General features: G+C 69.7%; 11 protein-coding genes. 5 read left to right on the top strand and 6 right to left on the bottom strand.

Annotated features, from left to right (window positions below; all coding sequences use genetic code 11):
* Positions 1 to 66 precede the first annotated feature (66 nt).
* Entirely contained in the window at positions 67 to 1,674 is a 1,608-nt protein-coding gene (locus tag FOF48_RS01695; RefSeq protein WP_143898061.1) for an FAD-dependent oxidoreductase, read from the top strand.
* A 55-nt stretch (positions 1,675 to 1,729) separates the two neighbouring features.
* Positions 1,730 to 3,106, top strand: a complete 1,377-nt coding sequence (locus tag FOF48_RS01690; RefSeq protein ID WP_143898059.1) for a spondin domain-containing protein — start codon at positions 1,730 to 1,732, stop codon at positions 3,104 to 3,106.
* A 24-nt stretch (positions 3,107 to 3,130) separates the two neighbouring features.
* Here the strand turns inward: FOF48_RS01690 and FOF48_RS01685 are convergent, their stop codons facing one another.
* Together FOF48_RS01685 and FOF48_RS01680 are read right to left on the bottom strand one after the other, a co-directional pair.
* Complete coding sequence (locus FOF48_RS01685; protein WP_255441806.1) at positions 3,131 to 4,522, bottom strand: TerB family tellurite resistance protein; 1,392 nt, start codon at positions 4,520 to 4,522, stop codon at positions 3,131 to 3,133.
* A gap of 188 nt (positions 4,523 to 4,710) precedes the next feature.
* On the bottom strand, positions 4,711 to 5,577 hold the full coding sequence (locus FOF48_RS01680; RefSeq protein ID WP_143898057.1) for a metal-dependent hydrolase: 867 nt from the start codon (positions 5,575 to 5,577) through the stop codon (positions 4,711 to 4,713).
* Positions 5,578 to 5,787: 210 nt separating this feature from the next.
* On the opposite strand from FOF48_RS01680, the gene FOF48_RS01675 reads away from it, so the two are divergent.
* Both FOF48_RS01675 and FOF48_RS01670 read left to right on the top strand, forming a co-directional pair.
* Positions 5,788 to 7,638 carry an HSP90 family protein gene (locus FOF48_RS01675; RefSeq protein WP_143898055.1) on the top strand — a complete coding sequence of 617 codons (1,851 nt, stop codon included), beginning with the start codon at positions 5,788 to 5,790 and terminating at the stop codon, positions 7,636 to 7,638.
* Positions 7,635 to 8,747: a hypothetical protein gene (locus tag FOF48_RS01670; protein WP_143898053.1), complete on the top strand. Its 1,113-nt coding sequence runs from the start codon at positions 7,635 to 7,637 to the stop codon at positions 8,745 to 8,747. Before FOF48_RS01675 ends, FOF48_RS01670 begins: the two co-directional genes overlap by 4 nt.
* 1,062 nt (positions 8,748 to 9,809) lie before the next feature.
* Here FOF48_RS01670 and FOF48_RS01665 read toward each other — a convergent pair.
* Positions 9,810 to 10,142: a hypothetical protein gene (locus FOF48_RS01665; RefSeq protein ID WP_143898052.1), complete on the bottom strand. Its 333-nt coding sequence runs from the start codon at positions 10,140 to 10,142 to the stop codon at positions 9,810 to 9,812.
* A gap of 245 nt (positions 10,143 to 10,387) precedes the next feature.
* Positions 10,388 to 10,687 (bottom strand): hypothetical protein, encoded by a 300-nt coding sequence (locus FOF48_RS01660; RefSeq protein ID WP_143898050.1) that lies wholly within the window; start codon positions 10,685 to 10,687, stop codon positions 10,388 to 10,390.
* A 450-nt stretch (positions 10,688 to 11,137) separates the two neighbouring features.
* Between FOF48_RS01660 and FOF48_RS01655 the strand changes: the two genes are divergently transcribed.
* The gene (locus tag FOF48_RS01655; RefSeq protein WP_186001723.1) at positions 11,138 to 12,340 is read left to right on the top strand and encodes a kelch repeat-containing protein; all 1,203 of its coding nucleotides are present in this window, start codon (positions 11,138 to 11,140) and stop codon (positions 12,338 to 12,340) included.
* 372 nt (positions 12,341 to 12,712) lie between these two features.
* Here the strand turns inward: FOF48_RS01655 and FOF48_RS01650 are convergent, their stop codons facing one another.
* Both FOF48_RS01650 and FOF48_RS01645 read right to left on the bottom strand, forming a co-directional pair.
* Entirely contained in the window at positions 12,713 to 15,010 is a 2,298-nt protein-coding gene (locus FOF48_RS01650) for a Tex family protein (protein ID WP_143898046.1), read from the bottom strand.
* Between the two features lie 165 nt (positions 15,011 to 15,175).
* Positions 15,176 to 17,311 (bottom strand): alkaline phosphatase, encoded by a 2,136-nt coding sequence (locus FOF48_RS01645; RefSeq protein WP_143898044.1) that lies wholly within the window; start codon positions 17,309 to 17,311, stop codon positions 15,176 to 15,178.
* Between the last annotated feature and the right edge of the window lie 161 nt (positions 17,312 to 17,472).

Raw genomic sequence — 17,472 nt, 5'->3', positions numbered from 1 at the left:
CACTTCCTTACATTCTCATCTCCATTGACGCGGGCCCCCGCGGGGCCGTCGCGACAGGAGATCGCCATGTCCTCCCCTCCCCTCCCGGTGCTCATCGCGGGCGCCGGGCCCACCGGCCTGACGCTGGCCTGTGACCTCGCACGCCGGGGGCTCCACGTGCGTCTGGTGGACGCGGCCCCGGGCCCGTTCGCCGGCTCGCGCGGGAAGGGGCTCCAGCCCCGCACGCTGGAGGTGCTGGACGACCTGGGCGTGCTGGGCGCGGTGCTCGCCGCGGGCACCGCGTACCCTCGGCTGCGGCTCCACTGGCGGCGCTTCGTCGTGGGCCGCTGGACGATGGTCCCCCGCCATCCGGTGACTCCGGACGTGCCCCACCCCGACCCCTGGCTCGTGCCGCAGGCGCGCACCGAGTCCATCCTGCGCGACCGGCTGGCATCACTTGGCCACGGGGTGGAGTTCGGCACGGCGCTCACCGGCTTCACCCAGGACGACACCGGCGTCACCGCCACCCTGGCCCGAGGCGATGCGGTGGAGACCGTTCGCGCGGAGTACCTGGTGGGCGCGGACGGGGGCCACAGCCGCGTGCGCAAGGTCCTGGGCCTGGCGCTCCACGGCGAGACGCACGAGGAGGAGCGCATGGTCGTGGGCGACGTGCGCGTGGACGGGCTGGACCGTGAACACTGGCACGTCTGGCCCTTCGCGAAGGGCGGCATGGTGGCGCTGTGCCCGCTGCCCGGCACGGAGCGCTTCCAGTTGGTCCTCCAGGTGAAGCCCGGCGGCACCGTGCCGGAGCTCACCGAGGCCGCGTTGAACGAGCGGTTCCAACACGCGGCCCGCCCTGGCCTCGCGCTGCGCCTCCACGACGCGAGCTGGCTGTCCGTGTACCGACCCAACGTGCGCATGGTGGACCGCTATCGCGTGGGCCGCGTCTTCCTCGCCGGGGATGCCGCGCACGTGCACCCTCCCGCGGGAGGCCAGGGCCTCAACACTGGCGTCCAGGACGCCTACAACCTGGGCTGGAAGCTGGACCATGTCCTCCGGGGCGCGGACCCCGCCCTGCTCGACACCTACGAGGCGGAGCGGCTGCCCATCGCCGCGAGCGTGCTGGGCCTGTCCCAGAAACTCTTCCAGGGCCTGAGCCAGAGCGGCCTGAGCGCCCAGCGGCGCGGGGCGGAGACGCGGCAACTGGGCCTGAGCTATCGCGGCGGTCCGCTCGCGCCCGGAGCCTCCGTCGACACCGCCCGTGTGCGCGCGGGAGACCGGGCTCCGGACGCGCCGGGCCTGGATGCACGGGGCCATCCCTCGCGGCTGTTCGATGCCTTCCGAGGCCCTCACTGGACGCTGCTCGCCTTCGGGCCGGAGTCCTCGGATGTGGCCGCATGGGCCCGCTCCTGCTTCGGCGACGTCGTGCGGACCCTCTCCATTCGCGCGAAGGGAGCGCCCGTGGCCACCGGCGCCTTCCTCGATGCGGAGGGGCACGCGCACCGGGCCTACGATGTGGCCCCGGGCGCGCAAGCGCTCATCCTGGTGCGCCCCGATGGCTACGTGGGGCACGCGTCCCGGACAGGCCAGCGCGAGGCCCTGGAGCAGTTCCTGAAGCCGCTCCTGCCCCTGCCCGTGGCCCAGCCCCGGGTGGATGCCGCACCGGCCGTCACCGCTGGATTCACGGATGCGTAGTGGGGAGCAATCCTGTCACGCTTCACGCTTCCGCGAAGCCCTGGAGACTCCCACCATGTCCATCCACTCCTTCCGCGGAGGCGTCGCCTCCGCCGCCGCGCTCGGCCTCCTCACGCTGTCCGCCTGTGGCTCGGGTGATGGCGCCGACGCTTCGGCCCGCGAGGTGCGCGTGCGCATCGAGAACGTGGCGCCGTTCCAGCAGCTCAAGTCCGGACGCTTCGACACGAAGCTGAGCGGCACGTCGCCGGGCCCGCTGGCGCCGGGGGACGCCTACGAGTTCAGCTTCACGGCGGGCGTGAAGCACCGGCTGACCTTCGCCGCCATGTTCGGCCAGTCCAATGACTGGTTCTTCGGAACGGAGCCCCAAGGCATCCCCCTCTACTCCGCCGACGGCCGGCCCCTCTCCGGCAACATCACCGACCAGGTGCTCCTCTGGGACGCGGGCACGGAGGTGGACGAGGAGCCCGCGGTGGGCCCGCACACCGGCCCGAAGCAGGCGACGTCCACGGACGGCCCGGGCGCCAAGGACTTCAATCCCAACGTGCGGCGCGTGGGCCCGCGCCCCGTGCTCACCAGCGGCCAGACGTTCGTCCTGCCCGCCATCGCGTCGATGATCCGCGTGCTCGTGGCCTCCGACGCGGCCACGCACCGCTTCACCGTGCGCATCGAGAACATCTCCGACGACCGCGTCACCCTCACCACCTCCGAGGGCATCAAGCCCGTGCGCATCTCCCCGGGCGTCTGGACGGTGAGCGACGGCAACGAGACCCTCTTCACGGAAGGCCAACCGGACCGGGGCCTGGGCCTGGAGGCCATCGCGGAGACGGGCGACGCCGCGGCCCTCCTCGCCTACCTCACGCCGCTGACGGGCGTGGCCACGCCGCTCTCACCGGGCATCTTCGCGCTGCACAACGCCGCCGCGCCGCTCTTCACCGAGGGCGCGCCGGACCGGGGCCAGGGGCTGGAGCTGCTCGCGGAGACGGGGGATGGGTCCCGCCTGGCCAGCGCCCTCTCCGCGAGCCCGCCCACGGGCGTGCGCACGTCGGGTTCGTTCAACTCGCCCGTGGGTGCGTCCGCCCCCGGTCCCCTCCTGCCGGGCCACGCCTACGAGTTCGACGTGAGCGCCCGCCCCGCCGAGCGGCTGTCCTTCGCGATGAGGTTCGGCCAGTCCAATGACTGGCTCTTCGGCACCGACGAGCAGGGCATCGCGCTGTTCGACGCCTCGGGCACGCTCCTGACGGGCGACGTGACGTCCCGCGTGTCGCTGTGGGACGTGGGCACGGAGTTGGATGAGGAGCCCGCGGTGGGCCCGCACCAGGGTGCTCCGGAAGGCGGCCTGGACCCCGACAAGACCGTGCGCCGGGTCCCCCCGTCGCGGTACGGCACGCCCGTGTCCCAGCACCTGCGCGTCACCCTCACCGAGGTGAAGTAGACGCTCCGGGCGCGGGCGGGGGCCTCACCGCGCCTCGCGCTCGGCGGTGTCCTCGCCGTCGGGGTCCACGGCGGGGCCGTCCTGGAAGGAGCTGGGCAGGAGGCTGAAGGGCAGCACCTTCGCCAGCGCCGCCAGCAGCAGGATGCCGCCCGGCGCGGCGAAGATGGCCAGCGCGGGGATGGCCTTCGCCACGTCGATGAGCTGGGCGCGCATGCGCTGGCGCTCGTCGGCGGTGAGCTTCTGGCGCCGCGCCGCCTTGGTGAGCAGCACCGCCAGGTCGCCCGTCTCGCGCGCCTCCTGCATCAGCCGGTGGAAGTTCTTCTCCAGCGTCTCCTGCATCCCGGCCATCAGGTCCTCGCCCATGGCCCCCGCCGCGTCCGACACGGTGAAGACATCCACCAGCGAGCGGTGCCGCGCGTAGAACTCCGCCATCTCCAACTCCAACCGGCGCAGCTCCGCCTGGGGCACGTGCAGCGCGCCCGCCAGCGTGTCGATGAAGGCCCGCTCCCGCCGCGTGCGCCGGCCGTCCACCAGCGCCGCCAGCAGCGTCTGCTCCAGGAGCAGGTGGCGCATGTCCACGCTGCGCACCCGGCGCACCACGTCCCGCACGTCGCGCTTGCGCTCGAAGGACTGGCGCACCGCGGCCTTCACCTCGCCCTCCAGCGCGTGCGGCAGCTTCAGGCCCTCCACCTGCCGGAGGATGGCGCGGCGCGCGGGCGGGCTGGGCTCCCGGTCCACGCACGCGAGCGCGGTGAGCACGTCCACCAGCAGCGCCTTCTGCCGCGCCGCGAAGTCCCACCGCCGCTCCGCGCCCGCCCGGGACAGCCGCCCGCGGGAGAACAAATCAATGGCCTGCCGGCAGAACAGCTGCGCGTCCGCGTACTGCGCGCCGTTGTGCAGCACCAGCCCGTACACCGGGTCTCCCGCCAGCGACGGCGCCCGCTTGTCGAGCGCGTCCTCCACCCGCCCCACCATCCGCCGGGGCACCGGCAGCCCCGCCGCGAGCCGCGCGTCCAGCGCCTGCGCCAGGTTCAGCTCGCCCGCCAGCACGGAGAAGAGCACCAGCAGCTGCTCCACCCGGGGGCCCTCCGGCGCATCCATCACCCGCGCCAGATCCAAGGCCATGCGCGCCAGCGTGCGCACCACGGCGTGGAACAGCTCATCCTCCACCGCGCGTCCCGGGGTGTCGAAGGGTTCGCCCCCATCCACCGGCGAGGGCAGCGGCACGGGCGTGCCGTAGACGAGCCCCGAGGCCCGCAGCGTGCGCCGCAGGAAGGCGCGGCCCCGGGCGCGACCCGACGAGGCGTCCGGGAGCGAGGGAAGCGGGACGGGCGCGGGGGCCTGCGCATGCGCGGCGACCACGTCCGCCAGGAGCGTGGCCAGCCAGGTCCCCCTTCCAAAAACCAGCACCGACACCGGTACACCCCTCGAAGCGCGCGGCCGGCCTTCCCCGCCGGGACGCACTTCGCGGGGAATAACCCAGCCGCTCCCGGGATGCCACCCGGCCCCGGGACGGCGGCGGCGTCCTGCAACGGAAGCTGATGGAGGGGGTGAAAGACACCGCGCCCGTCCACTCGGAGCGGACGGGCGCGGACGGGTGGGGCCTACAGGGAGGCGGCCTTCCCCGGCTCCAGGGCGAGCACCTTGGCGGTGCCCCGGGCCTTCTTCAGCTCGGAGGTGAACGTCTCCGGGGTGCCGGTGAGGGCGGGGAAGGTGCCGTAGTGCATGGGCACCACGGACTTCACCTTGAGCAGCTTCGTGGCGACGGCGGCCTGCGCGGGGTCCATGGTGAAGTGGCCGCCGATGGGGAGCATGGCCACGGTGGGCTTGAACTGCTCCGCGACGAGCTCCATGGACTGGAAGGCCCCGGTGTCCCCGGCGTGGTACAGCGTGGGGCCGTTGGCGATTTCAATGACGAAGCCCAGGGGCGCGCCGGCGTACTGCGACGGGGCCTTGGGGTCCGCCTGGTAGCTGCTGGAGTGCACCGCCTCCACGAAGTGGATGGTGGCGTCCTTCACCTGGAAGGTGCCGCCGGCGTTGCCGCCCATGTTCTGCGCGTCCGGCACGCCCAGCAGCGACACCAGCTCGAAGGAGCCGAACACCTTGGCCTGGGTCTTCTGGGCCAGGGCCTTCGTCTCCCCCACATGGTCAAAGTGACCGTGGGAGACGAGGATGGCGTCCAGCGCCTCCGGCCAGGTGGCGCCCTGGGGCGCCTTGGGGTTGGTGAGCCACGGGTCGATGGCGATGACCGCGCCGCCCGGCGTCTTCACCACGAACGCGGCGTGGCCCCACCAGGTGACCTCCGTCTTGCCCGCCGTGGCGGGGGCCTTGCCCGCCTTGCCCGCGGCCTTGTCCGCCGTGGGGGCCTTGGCCGCCGGAGCCGCGGGCGTCGTCGGCGTGCCCTGCGCGAAGGCCACGCCCGAAACACCCAGCACCGCGCCCACCACCACTGCCTTCAGCTCGTTGCGCATCGTTGTCCACTCCAGGAGGAAGGAAAGAGACGACATGTCGCCGTGCCGCCCGGGGGCGCCGCACGGCTGGGGCGCCACATAACACTCCGACAGGGGGGCGGAAGGGGGCTGGCGCGTCCGGCTGCTCCGGGAAGGACAGAGGCCTTCATCCACCCACGGCGGGGGAATGTGGTTCCCTGGGGGAGGCAGCGCGCTACGCTCGACAGCCGCGTGGACCATCGATTCCAAGTCAGCCTCCGAGGGGTCATCGACCTCCTGTCCCACCACCTGTACAGCTCGCCGGGGGTCTACGTGCGGGAGCTGCTCCAGAACGCCACGGACGCGATTCGCGCCCGGCAGCAGCTGGAGCCCGGGGCGGTGGGGGCGGTGGGGCTGGAGCTGCGGGAGAAGCAGGACGGCGGGCCCCCCACCCTGCTCTTCACCGACGAAGGCGTGGGGCTGACGGAGGAGGAGATCCACCGCTTCCTCGCCACCATCGGCGAGTCCTCCAAGCGGGAGCAGCTGGAGGCACGCCGCAACGACTTCATCGGCCAGTTCGGCATCGGCCTCCTGTCGTGCTTCATGGTGTGCGACGAGCTGCTGGTGGTGACGCGCTCGGCGAAGGGGGATGGGCGGACGCTGGAGTGGCGGGGCCGGCATGACGGCACCTACGACGTGCGCGTCTCCGAGCACCCGCTGGACGCCCCCGGGACGCACGTCTACCTGGTCGCCCGCCCGGACATGGGGGAGTGGTTCACGCCCGAGCGGGTGCGCCAGCTCGCGAAGCACTACGGGGGCCTGTTGCCCTTCCCGGTCCGGCTCACGGTGGGGGGGCAGACGGAGACCCTCAACCCGGACGGGCCGCCCTGGCGCCGCCAGTACGAGACGGCGGGAGACAAGCGGCAGGCGCTGCTCGCGTACGGGCGCGAGGTGTTCGGCACGGACTTCCTGGATGTGATTTCGCTGCGCTCGGAGGCGGGGGACGTGGACGGGGTGGCGTTCGTGCTGCCGGCGTCGCCGCACTTCAACGCGAAGCAGAAGCACCGCGTGTACCTGAAGCACATGCTCTTGTCGGAGAGCGCGGAGAACCTGCTTCCGGAGTGGGCGTTCTTCGTGAAGTGCGTGGTGAACGCGAACGGCCTGAGGCCCACCGCGAGCCGCGAGTCCTTCTACGAGGACGCGGTGTTGTCCCGGGCGCGCGAGGCGCTGGGCCAGTCGCTGCGCCAGTACCTGATGGACCTGGCGCGCGAGGAGCCCCGGTCGCTCCAGCGGTTGATTGCCCTGCATGGGCTGTCGGTGAAAGGGCTGGCGCTGGACGACGACGCCTTCTACCGGCTGGTCATCGACTGGCTGCCCTTCGAGACCTCGCTGGGGGTGATGACGTTGGCCGACTACCGGCGTTCGTGGCCGGTGGTGCGCTACACGCCGACGCTGGACGGGTTCCGACAGGTGGCGCGGGTGGCGGCGGCGCAGGGGCTGTGCGTGCTGAACGCGGCGTACACGCACGACACGGCGCTGCTGGAGAAGCTGCCGCACGTGGTGGCGGACGCGCAGGTGGCGGCGTTCTCGTCGGCGGACCTGCCGCAGAGCTTCGAGGAGCTGACGTTGGACGAGCGCGAAGCCCTCTACCCGCTGCTGCGATTGGCGGAAGGGGTGCTGGCGCCGTTCCGGTGCGGGGTGGAGGTGAAGAAGTTCTTCCCGGCGGAGGTGCCGACGCTCTACAGCGCGGACGCGGAGGGCGCGTTCCGGCGGGACGCGGAGCGGGCGCGCGAGGGGTCGGATGACTTGTACGCGGGCGTGTTGGACGGGGTGCTGGCGGGCGCGGGGGGACAGGAGCGAGCGCTGTTGTGCCTCAACCTGCACAACCCGGTGGTGCGCCGGCTGGCGGGAGTGGAGGGGCGGGAGCTGCTGAAGCTGTCGGTGGAGATGCTCTACGTGCAGGCGCTGCTGTTGGGACAACACCCGCTGAACGCGCAGGAGATGGCGTTGTTGAACCACGGGCTGCTGGGGCTCATCGCCGCGCGGTTGGATGAGGGCGGCGGGGGCGGTTCATCGGGTCCGGGGTCGCGGGGGATGCACTGATGGAGGACTGGCGCGAGCAGGTGGATGCATTGCGCGCGAGGGCGGACGAGCTGCCCGAAGGCGACGCGAAGGTGCGCGCGCTGGAGGAGGCGGTGCGGCTGGCGGACGTGCACGGCGACGGGGTGCTGGGGTACGAGCTGCGGGACGCGCTCATCGACGCGGCGACCTTCGGGGGGTATCCGGACAAGGCGCTGGTGGCGTTCGCGTGGTGCCGGGTGCAGCAGAAGAAGGACCCGGTGCGGTTCGAGCCCGAGGAGATGCTGTGGAAGCAGAAGTGGGTGGTGGGGCGGCTGGACGAGTTCCCGCACATCAGCCGCAAGCAGATCGCCGACGCGCTGGATGACGTGGAGCAGAGCTTCGCGAAGCTGGACGCGGGCGAGCGGGCGGCGCTGAAGCTGCGCTATCAGATGGCGCGGGACATGGGTGACGCGGCGGAGGCGGAGCGCCTGTGGCAGGCGTGGCTGGTGGCCCCGAGGGACCACCTGACGGACTGCCGCGTGTGCGAGCTGGACGACGAGCTGGATCATCACGTGGACAAGGGTGAGTGGGAGCAGGCCATCCGGAAGGCGAAGCCCATCCTGGAGGGGCGGCAGTCCTGCGCGGAGATCCCGCACCTGACGTTGGGCACGCTGCTGTATCCGTTCTTCAAGCTGGACCGGATGAAGGAAGCGCGGGACTGCCACGTGCGCGGCTACGCGATGGTGGCGAAGAACCGCGAGTTCCTCTCCACGGTGGGAGAGCACCTGGAGTTCCTGGCGCTGACGGGCAACCTGTCGCGAGGGCTGACGCTGCTGGAGAAGCACCTGGGCTGGGCGCTGGAGCACGCGAGCCACCGAGACCGGTTCACCTTCTACGCGGCGGCGACGTTCCTGCTGGGGCAGGTGGTGGCGGAGGGACGCGAAGAGGTGAGCCTGCGACTGCCCCGAGCATTCGCGCTGCACGCGGCGGACGGGGGCTATGCGACGCGGGCGCTGAAGGACTGGATGGCGGCGCAGGCGCGAGACATCGCGGCGCGGTTCGATGCGCGCAACGGAACGCAGCGGTTCTCGGCGTTGCTGGCGCGAAGTGAGGCACTGGCGAAGGAAGTCCGGTTGTTCCCGCTGGATTGAGCGGACGTCGCATGCCCTGGCTTCCCAGGAGGCCGCTTCGCTTGACGAAACCAGCAAGGCGCCACCCGTGTCCGACACAAACCGCGAGTGGGGCGAGTCGCTTCTCTGCTCCGGAGCCCACTTGCCTACGCGTGAAGCACGAAAGTCTTTTCGTGCCGCGGAGGCAGGCCTTATCCATCCAGATTCATGGAAGGCATGCAACGTCGCCTGACTGGATCGCAAGCTCGAGCCGGGCGTTCACTGACCTGCTTCGGAGTCCCCATGTTCTTTTCGATCATCCCTGGGATGCGCGCGGCTCGAAGGATCGGTGCGGCGGAGCGGAAGCAGAAGGCTGGCGACCTCGCGGGAGTGATGACGGTGTGCGCGGAGGCGCTGGAGATTCTGGGCGCGCCCGGAGTCGAGCTGGAGATGCCGTGGTGTCGCTCAGCGCGCCAATGGCCCTCGCGGGATATTGCCAGGCGGGACGCCAGTTGGAGCGGAGGGAGGATGTCCTCCGAATGCTGACCCGCTGGCGGCCTACGTATCTGGCATGGATGAAGGAATCCCTGGCTCCCCAAGAGGCCGCATGGTTCCAGTGGTTCGAGGAGGCCTTTGGCGCTCTGAGCAGCGATCCACGGCCCTGAGCCTCAGCGCTTCAGCACCGCAGTCTGCAATGCCTTACCCTCCGCGCCGTTCGAAAATCGTGAGCGGTCGTTCAGGAGCCGGCCCATCCAGGAGCCCCTTTGGAAGCAGGCCAGAGGAACTGGCTTCGAAGGCTTGAGCATCCTTGACGAGTTGCCGGACCGACGCGTCGCGCAGTTCCCCTTGGTATGCCAGGGTGTCTTCACATCGGAGAAGCAGCCACTCGATATCCCCATGAGGGGTGCCTGGCCTCTTCAAAAGCCCGTGAAGAACTCCGGCCAGGGCGCGAGTCCATTTCTCTGTCTCACTGCCAGCCATCTCGCCTCCTACCTGTGAACATCAAGATGCAAGCCTTCGACATGGACGGAGCCGCACCTCGAGTGCAGTCCGCCGTGCCTGCATGTTGCCCTCCGCACCCCACGTCGAGGTCGCGTTCGAGAGCTACGAGCCGATGTCATTCCACGAGCAGCGTTCGAAGAGCCAGCGCAGAGCGAGGTCCTCGACGTATTGCTGATCACCTCCACGCCGGCCGTCGAAATCGAGTGAAGTGTCGGTGTTGCCGAACTCTCCAAGCAGCACCTCGAACTCCCAAGCGCCGGGCGGATCTTCAACTGCAGTGAAGCGTAGGTAGCGCGTCACCCCTTGGACCTCGCGCGAGATCTCCAGGCGTTCGATTCCCGCTAGACGGACGTTTTTGATTCGCAGCGAGTTGCCGGATGCGAGCTGTTCAGACCACGAACGAAATGTTCTCTCTAGGGCATTCAGTTTCGACATGGCGCTCTGTCAGCGACGAAGGAGTGAGAGCCCAGAAGATAGAGCAGTTGCACGGACGTCACCGCACCGTTTGGTCCGCCGTGCCGGCATGTTGCCCTCCACGAAAGGAGCCGTTGGACGCGCTGAAGCGTCGGGACCGACAGTCCGTCCGGGTGTTGAGGCGAGCTCGCGCCCTGCAGTTGCTGGGAGAGGACTGGACCGGGGTGGCCGCCGCGGAAGCAGCCGTCCTCTTGCAGAGTTCAGGTTCACTTATCCGTCGTGGTTCCGAGGATTGGCGCATGGAAGCCGCGCTCTACATCGACCCGCACTTCACCGCTGCTTTCCACGAGCACCAGGATCCGGGCATCCCCGATCCGCATCCACCACTCGCGTTCGCTAAGTTGCTCGATATGCAACCAGTGGTCGACGACCAGTTCGTCAAACACCCCTTCGTTCTTCACATCTACGTCACCTGATTGACGATGAGCCAGCAATCGCCATTCCCGGCCAGGGGATTCAGCAAGGCGGCGGGCTCTTGCAGCTTCGTTCTCATTCTTTTCGCTCATGACTCTCACCGTTTCGGAGACACCCCAAGAGCATCTTCGATCACTTCCACGAGACCGGAACTTCCTGTTGCGCGAGCGTCAACCTGAATGGCCGCATCCCACGTCGAGGTCGCGTTCGAGAGCTACGAGCCGATGTCACTCCACGAGCAGCATTCGAAGAGCCAGCGCGGCGCGAGGTCCTCGACGTACTGCTGTTCACCCCCACCACCGGGACTCGCTCCCCCGGCGTCCTCAGGTTGAACAGCGTCGCCTGCTGCTTGGGCCGTCCGCGAATCTCGTCCTCCGATGCGCGGGCGCCCCCGCGTCGGTGCGGGTGTCGCTCCCCAAGAGGGGTTCCTCCGCAGTGGCGGACTTCACTGCGCGTGAGGCAGACTGCCTCGCCCCCATTCCCTGTCACAGGAGGAAGTCCCCGTGGCGCTGTCGAAGCATCACGCAGTGAAGCCGTTTCGGATGCACCTGATTCCAGGCCTGCTCCTCCTGACGCTGGCCGGTTGCTCGAGTTCGAAAGAGAAGACGGGCCCGGATGACCTGGAACCCGCACAGCAGCAGGGCTCCTGGACGCCCCTCCCCTCGGGTTCGCCGCTCTCCGCCAGGCTCGAGGTGGCGAGTGTCTTCGATGGCCAGAACGTCCTGCTCTGGGGCGGACGAGGCAGTTGCCCCCCCGACGGCGTCTGCGGAGATGGCGCCCGGTTCAACATGGCCGAGAAGACCTGGACGCCCCTGTCGGCCCAGGGGGCATTGTCCGCGCGCACTCAGCATTCAGCGGTGTGGACCGGCAAGAAGATGATCGTCTGGGGAGGACTGGGTTGCGGCGGCCCACAAAGCCCCTGTGGCGATGGCGCGCTCTACGACCCCGCGACCAACACCTGGAGCCCCCTCAAGTCCAACTACGCGCCCTCTCCGCGTGGGGGACACAAGGCCGCCTGGACGGGTGAGGTGATGCTGGTATGGGGCGGCCAGGATCCCCAGCAGCGGCGCATCTTCGGGGACGGGGCCATCTACTACGAGAAGGAAGCCCTCTGGACGACCATGAACTTCGTCCAGGCCCCCGTGGGGCGCCGCGACCACACCGCGGTGTGGATGGACAATGTGCTGCACATCTGGGGCGGAAATGGCGGCAGTCCCTACGACGTAGCCCTGGCGGACGGGGCGACGTACGGCCCCTTCTTCGACAAATGGGCGGTGCTGCCAACCGAAGGGGCGCCCACGGGCCGCTGGTCGCACACGGCGGTGTGGACCGGCGAGCGGATGATCATCTGGGGCGGGATCGGCTGCGGCGACGCCCAACAGAATCCGCCGATCTACTGTGACAAGGGCGCCGCGTTTGATCCGGTGTACGGCAAGTGGTCCCCTGTCTCCACCAAGGGCGCGCCCTCACCGCGCATCGGCCACTCCGCCGTGTGGACCGGCTCGAAGATGGTCATCTGGGGTGGCACTTCGCCGAACTGCGGCTCCGGCGGAGGCGTCTGCTCGGACGGCGCGGCCTATGATCCGGTCACGGACACGTGGGCGCCGCTGCGCACCGAAGGAGCCCCTTCCGCGCGCTCCGGGCACGTGGGCCTGTGGACGGGCAACGCCTTGTTCATCTGGGGAGGAATGGGCGCCGGCGGTGCGGATGCGCCCCTGTCGGATGGCGCCCTCTGGGTGCCGTGAGTGCGCGACGGTCGCGGCACAAGTGTCCAAGCCTGTGCCGCCCCGTGCAATGACAGGCCTCGAACTGCATCCCCGCTTCAGCAGCTCGCCAGGAACTCGGGCCCGGAAGCGGCCCCCCACCCATACTCGCGCATTCTCGGATCCAAGCAGGAAGGGACGCCTTGAACGGAACATCTTCAAGGCATCGCCAATCAGTGGCGTCGCAAGCGTTGTGGACGCCAGGGAGGCGTTGCTTGAGCTGCGGAAGGCCCTCGATGAGGAGTCGCCAGAGCGAGTGAGCGCCAGTGCCAGGCGGTTCATCGCCAGCACTGGCGTGTCGACTCCGGCAGCCACCCGGGAGCCCCCGCGAACCTGACGAAAGTCAGTCGGGATTCAGCGCTTCAGCTTCGAGAACGGATTGTTGAACGGCTCCGGCTTCTTCTGCGCCGCCGGAGGCTGACTCGCGGGCTTCTGCGCGGGCCGCTCCGTCATCCGTGCTTGGACCGGCTGCGCGGGTCGGCCCGACGGCTGCGGCGCCCCACCCTCCAGCACCGCCCGCACTGACAACGCCAGACGCTTACGCGCCAGGTCCACGGTCAGCACCTTCACCGTCAGCCGGTCGCCCACCTTCGCCACCTCCGACGGGTCCTTGATGAAGCGCGCCGCCAGCTGCGACACGTGCACCAGTCCGTCCTGATGCACGCCCACGTCCACGAACGCGCCAAACGCCGTCACGTTCGTCACCACGCCCTGCAACACCATTCCCTCCTTCACGTCCTCCAGCGACCGCAGGTCATCCCGCGTCGCGTGCGCCGTGAAGTCACCGCGCGGGTCGCGGCTCGGCTTCTCCAGCTCCGCCAGGATGTCCTTCAGTGTCAGCTCTCCCAGCTCCGGCCCCAGGTAACGCTTCGCCTCGATCTTGCGCACCAACGCCGCGTTCCCCACCAGCGACGCCACGTCCACGCCCAGGTCCTTCGCCATCCGCTCCACCACCGCGTAGCGCTCCGGGTGCACCGCGCTCGAATCCAGCGGCTCCGGCCCGCGCACGCGCAGGAAGCCCGCCGCCTGTTCGAACGTCTTCGGCCCCAGGCCGCTCACCTTCAGCAGCTCCCGCCGCGTCGTGAACCGCCCCTTCGCCGCGCGGTGCGCCACCAGCTTCTTCGCCAGCGACGGCCCCACTCCGGACACGTGCTCCAACAGCTGCGGCGACGCCGTGTTCACGTCCACGCCCACCGCGTTCACGCACGAGTCCACCACCTCGCCCAGCTTCTTCTTGAGCAGGCCCTGGTCCACGTCGTGCTGGTACTGCCCCACCCCGATGCTCTTCGGGTCGATCTTCACCAGCTCCGCCAACGGGTCCTGCAACCGCCGCCCAATCGACACCGCCCCGCGCAGCGACACGTCCAGCTCCGGGAACTCCTCCCGCGCCACCTCCGACGCCGAATAGATGGACGCCCCCTGCTCGCTCACCGACACCACGGGGACCTGCACGCCCATCGCCTTCAGCGTGTCCCGCGTGAAGACCTCCGCCTCCCGGCTGCCCGTGCCGTTGCCCACGGCGATCAGCTCCGGCTTGTGCTTGCGCACCACCGCCTCCAGCAGCTTCGCCGCGCGCGCCCGCTCGTCCGCGCTCCGCTCCGAGTAGAGCGTCGTCGTCTCCGCCACCATCCCCGTCGCGTCGAGCATCACCAGCTTGATGCCCGTGCGCAGCCCCGGATCCAACGCCAGCACCGCCCGAGCCCCCGCCGGCGCCGTCAGCAACAGGTGCCGCAGGTTCTCTCCAAACACACCAATGGCGCCCTTGTCCGCGCGCTCCTTCAACTCCGCGCGCAGCTCCGACTCCAGCGACGGCCCCATCAGCCGCTCCCACCCATCCTCCACCGCCGCGCGCAGCTCGCCCGCGAACAACGACTGCGGCCGGGTCACCACCCGCCCCGTGAAGAGCCCCTTCACCTCGTCATCCGGAAGGCCCAGCTTCACCTTCAGCACGCCCTCCTCCTCGCCGCGCAAGAGCGCCAGCACGCGGTGGGACGGGGCCTGGGACAGCGGCTCCTCGTGGCCGTAGTAGTTCTCGAACTTGGTCGTCTCGCCCTTCTTCGCGGGCACCACGTCCGAGCGCAGCGAACCCCGCTTCGTGCACAGGTCGCGCGCTTCACGCCGCAGCCTCGCGTCCTCCGCCACGCGCTCCGCGCAGATGTCCCGCGCGCCCGCCAGCGCCTGGGCCACGTCCGCCACGCCCTTCTCCGCGTCCACGTAGGGCTTCACGCGCGCGTCCAGGTTCTCCCCGCGCGGGACCTCCTGCTTCCACACCAGGTCCGCCAGCGGCTCCAGCCCCTTCTCCCGGGCGATGGCCGCGCGCGTGCGGCGCTTGGGCTTGTACGGGAGGTACAGGTCCTCCAGCTCCGCGCGCGTGCGCGCCGCCTGGAGCGCCTTCGACAGCTCCGGCGTCAGCTTCCCCTGCTCCTCGATGCTGCGCAGGATGGTGTCGCGCCGCCCGTCCAGCTCCGCGCGCTCCGTGGCCCGGTCGAGGATGGCTTGAATCTGGACCTCGTCCAGGCCCCCCGTGGCCTCCTTGCGGTAGCGCGCGATGAAGGGGACCGTGCCCCCCTCTTCATGAAGCGCGAGGGTCCGGTCCACCTGCTCCGGCTTGATGCCCAGCTCCTGGGCCAACGCGACGGCATAGACGTGCATGGCGCCCGTCTATACCCCGGTCCTCGCGCGCCTCCCAGCGACGCGCTCCTCCCCAGCCAGGCACCTAACGGAGGGCCTCCAGCCCCCTGAAAAGCCCTGCTCGCATGCATGAAAAAAGGGCCGCGCGGGGAGCCCCCCACGCGGCCCTTCTTCACTTCACGGCCCTCACGCCGGCTGGATGTCGCTGTTCTTCACGCGGAAGGTGTGCGTGGCGAACTTCGCCTCCAGCTCGCCGTCCGCGCGCTTGGAGTAGTCCTTGGCCACCTCGGCGGCGGGGATGAGGTGGAAGGTGGCGAGCGTCTCATCCGCCTTCACCTCCACCAGCACGAAGCCGTGCGAGTCCGCGTCCGCGAAGCGCAGGCCCGGATTGGACGCCTTGAGCGTCTTCTCCATCTCCGTGACGGCGTGCTGGTACACCGGCGCCCCCGTGGCGTAGCCCGCGCCAATCAGCGCCAGGCTGGCCAGGCTCTTGATGGAACCAGAGGTGATGCCCGGCGCCGTCAGCGTGGGCACGCCCTCCTCCACCGACGCGAAGGACGCGTGGATGTCCCCGGAGATGAACAGCGTGTTCGTCACGCCCTGCGCCTTGAGCGTGTTGAGCAGCACCTTCTTCTTCGTGGGGAAGCCGTCCCACTGGTCCACGCTGAAGTAGAAGCGCTGGCGCAGCGTCGGGTCGGTGATGTCCTCCTGCTTCGTGAAGTCCCAGATGAGCGCCGACAGCGACGTGGAGCTCACCACCATCTTCCAGGTGTTCGTCGCCGTGGTCAGCGTCTGCTGGAACCACGCCTCCTGCGCGGGGCCGAACACGTCCTCGCTCTTGCCGCCGGACAGCTGGTAGTTCACCGCCGCGAACAGGTCGAAGGTGTCCTTCACCACCACGTAGCGCGAGCCCTGGATGTTGAAGAGCGCCGCCTTGCCCATGTGCGCGTACGCCAGCCCCCGGGGCTTGTCCGCCGGCGGAATCACCAGCGCCTTGTTCACCGCCAGGAGCACCTGGTTCACGTAGTAGAGGGCCACGTTGCCCTTCACCCACTGCGCGGCCTTCGTCGCGGCCTCCGCGTCGGTCAGCCCCGCGGCCTTCGCCTGGCTCAGGTACACGCCCTGCAGCACCTGCTTCTGGGCCGCGTACGCCGCGTCGTCGATGTTCACGTACGCGAACGTGTCCGTCTGGAACGTCGCCTTCACCGCGTCAGGCTGCCCCTGGAGCGCCCCGCCCAGCAGCGTCGCGTCCAACACCACGCCGCCCGGGTACGCGTCCTCCGGGATGAGGTGGTCCGGCCGGTAGCTGCGGTAGTCCGTCACCAGCAGCTTCAGGTGCCGGCCGTACTCGAAGTCGCGGTAGATGCGCGCGTTGGGGAAGCGCGGCTCGTCGTCCACGTTGATGACGCCGCCAGCCGCCTGCGCCGTGTCCAGCGGGATGTACTCCAGGAACGCCTGCTCCGCGTTGAGCTTGCGCTGCTTCTGCGTCTCGTCCCGCTTGCCGTCCTCGTACGTCGCCACGTCCTGCCAGCAGTCGTCGGAGAACTCGTGGTCGTCCCAGGTGATGATGAACGGGTAGCGCTCATGCACCGCCTGCAGCTGCCGGTCGCTCCGGACGGTCTTGTACAGGTCGCGGTAGTTGGACAGCGAGTTCGCCGCGAGGAACGCCGCGAGCCCCGTGCCCTGCACCAGCGCGTCCTCTGGCTCGCTGAAGCGCACGGCCCGGCCGCCATCCGAGGACTGGAAGGACGTGTCGCCCGTCGTCTCGTAGACGTAGTCGCCCAGGAACACGACGAAGTCCAGGTCCGCGTCCAGCTGAAGCAGCCGCTGCCACGTGTTGTAGTAGCGGCCAATGAAGTCCTGGCAGCTGGCGAAGACGAACTTCACCTGAGCGTCGTCCCCCGCCGCCGGCGCGGTGCGCGTGCGCCCGACCCGCGTGGTGTTCCGCTGGCCGTCCTTCTCGTAGGAGAAGCGGTAGTAGTACGTCGTGCGCGCCGACAGCCCCGTCACCTTCACCTTCACCGCGTGGTCGTGCGCCGCCAGCGCCGTCAGGTCCGTCTTGTCCAGCACCAGGCTCTTGAAGTCCTGCGTCGTGGAGACCTCCAGCCGCAGGGGCAGGTCGTCCCCGGCCCGCGCGCCATCCTCCACGCGAACCCACAACACCACGCTGTCCGGACGCGGATCTCCCGACGCCAGCGACTGCGGGAAGTAGGGCGAACCATCCGAGGCCGCCGACGAGTCGTCGGAGCATCCAAAGGTCGTCGTCGCCGCGACAGCAACCACGGCTTGCAGGAACGTGCGGCGTTTGAAGGGGTTGAACAAGGCGGTGGGCTCCAGCGGGAAGCAGGGTGAAGGGGCTCCCGGGGCGCCAATTCTAGAGGCGCTCCTCCCTCCACACGAAACATCCCCGCGACACCCCCTGCATGACCCCACGCGTCACACGTCCGCGACCTGTCCGCGACACGCCCGCCAATCCCTCTCGT

Origin of the sequence: Corallococcus sp. Z5C101001, assembly GCF_007352635.1 — a bacterium.
Lineage (GTDB): Bacteria > Myxococcota > Myxococcia > Myxococcales > Myxococcaceae > Corallococcus > Corallococcus silvisoli.
The sequence above is the reverse complement of the archived record's forward strand: the minus strand, read 5'-3'. Positions and strand labels throughout refer to the sequence as shown.

Bases quoted from the DNA above. Each gene is read 5' to 3' on its own strand.
- FOF48_RS01655 (WP_186001723.1), top strand. From the start codon at position 11,138: ATGCACCTGATTCCAGGCCTGCTCCTCCTGACGCTGGCCGGTTGCTCG.
- FOF48_RS01680 (WP_143898057.1), bottom strand. From the start codon at position 5,577: ATGCGCAACGAGCTGAAGGCAGTGGTGGTGGGCGCGGTGCTGGGTGTT.
- FOF48_RS01650 (WP_143898046.1), bottom strand. From the start codon at position 15,010: ATGCACGTCTATGCCGTCGCGTTGGCCCAGGAGCTGGGCATCAAGCCG.
- FOF48_RS01690 (WP_143898059.1), top strand. From the start codon at position 1,730: ATGTCCATCCACTCCTTCCGCGGAGGCGTCGCCTCCGCCGCCGCGCTC.
- FOF48_RS01665 (WP_143898052.1), bottom strand. From the start codon at position 10,142: ATGTCGAAACTGAATGCCCTAGAGAGAACATTTCGTTCGTGGTCTGAA.
- FOF48_RS01695 (WP_143898061.1), top strand. From the start codon at position 67: ATGTCCTCCCCTCCCCTCCCGGTGCTCATCGCGGGCGCCGGGCCCACC.
- FOF48_RS01660 (WP_143898050.1), bottom strand. From the start codon at position 10,687: ATGAGCGAAAAGAATGAGAACGAAGCTGCAAGAGCCCGCCGCCTTGCT.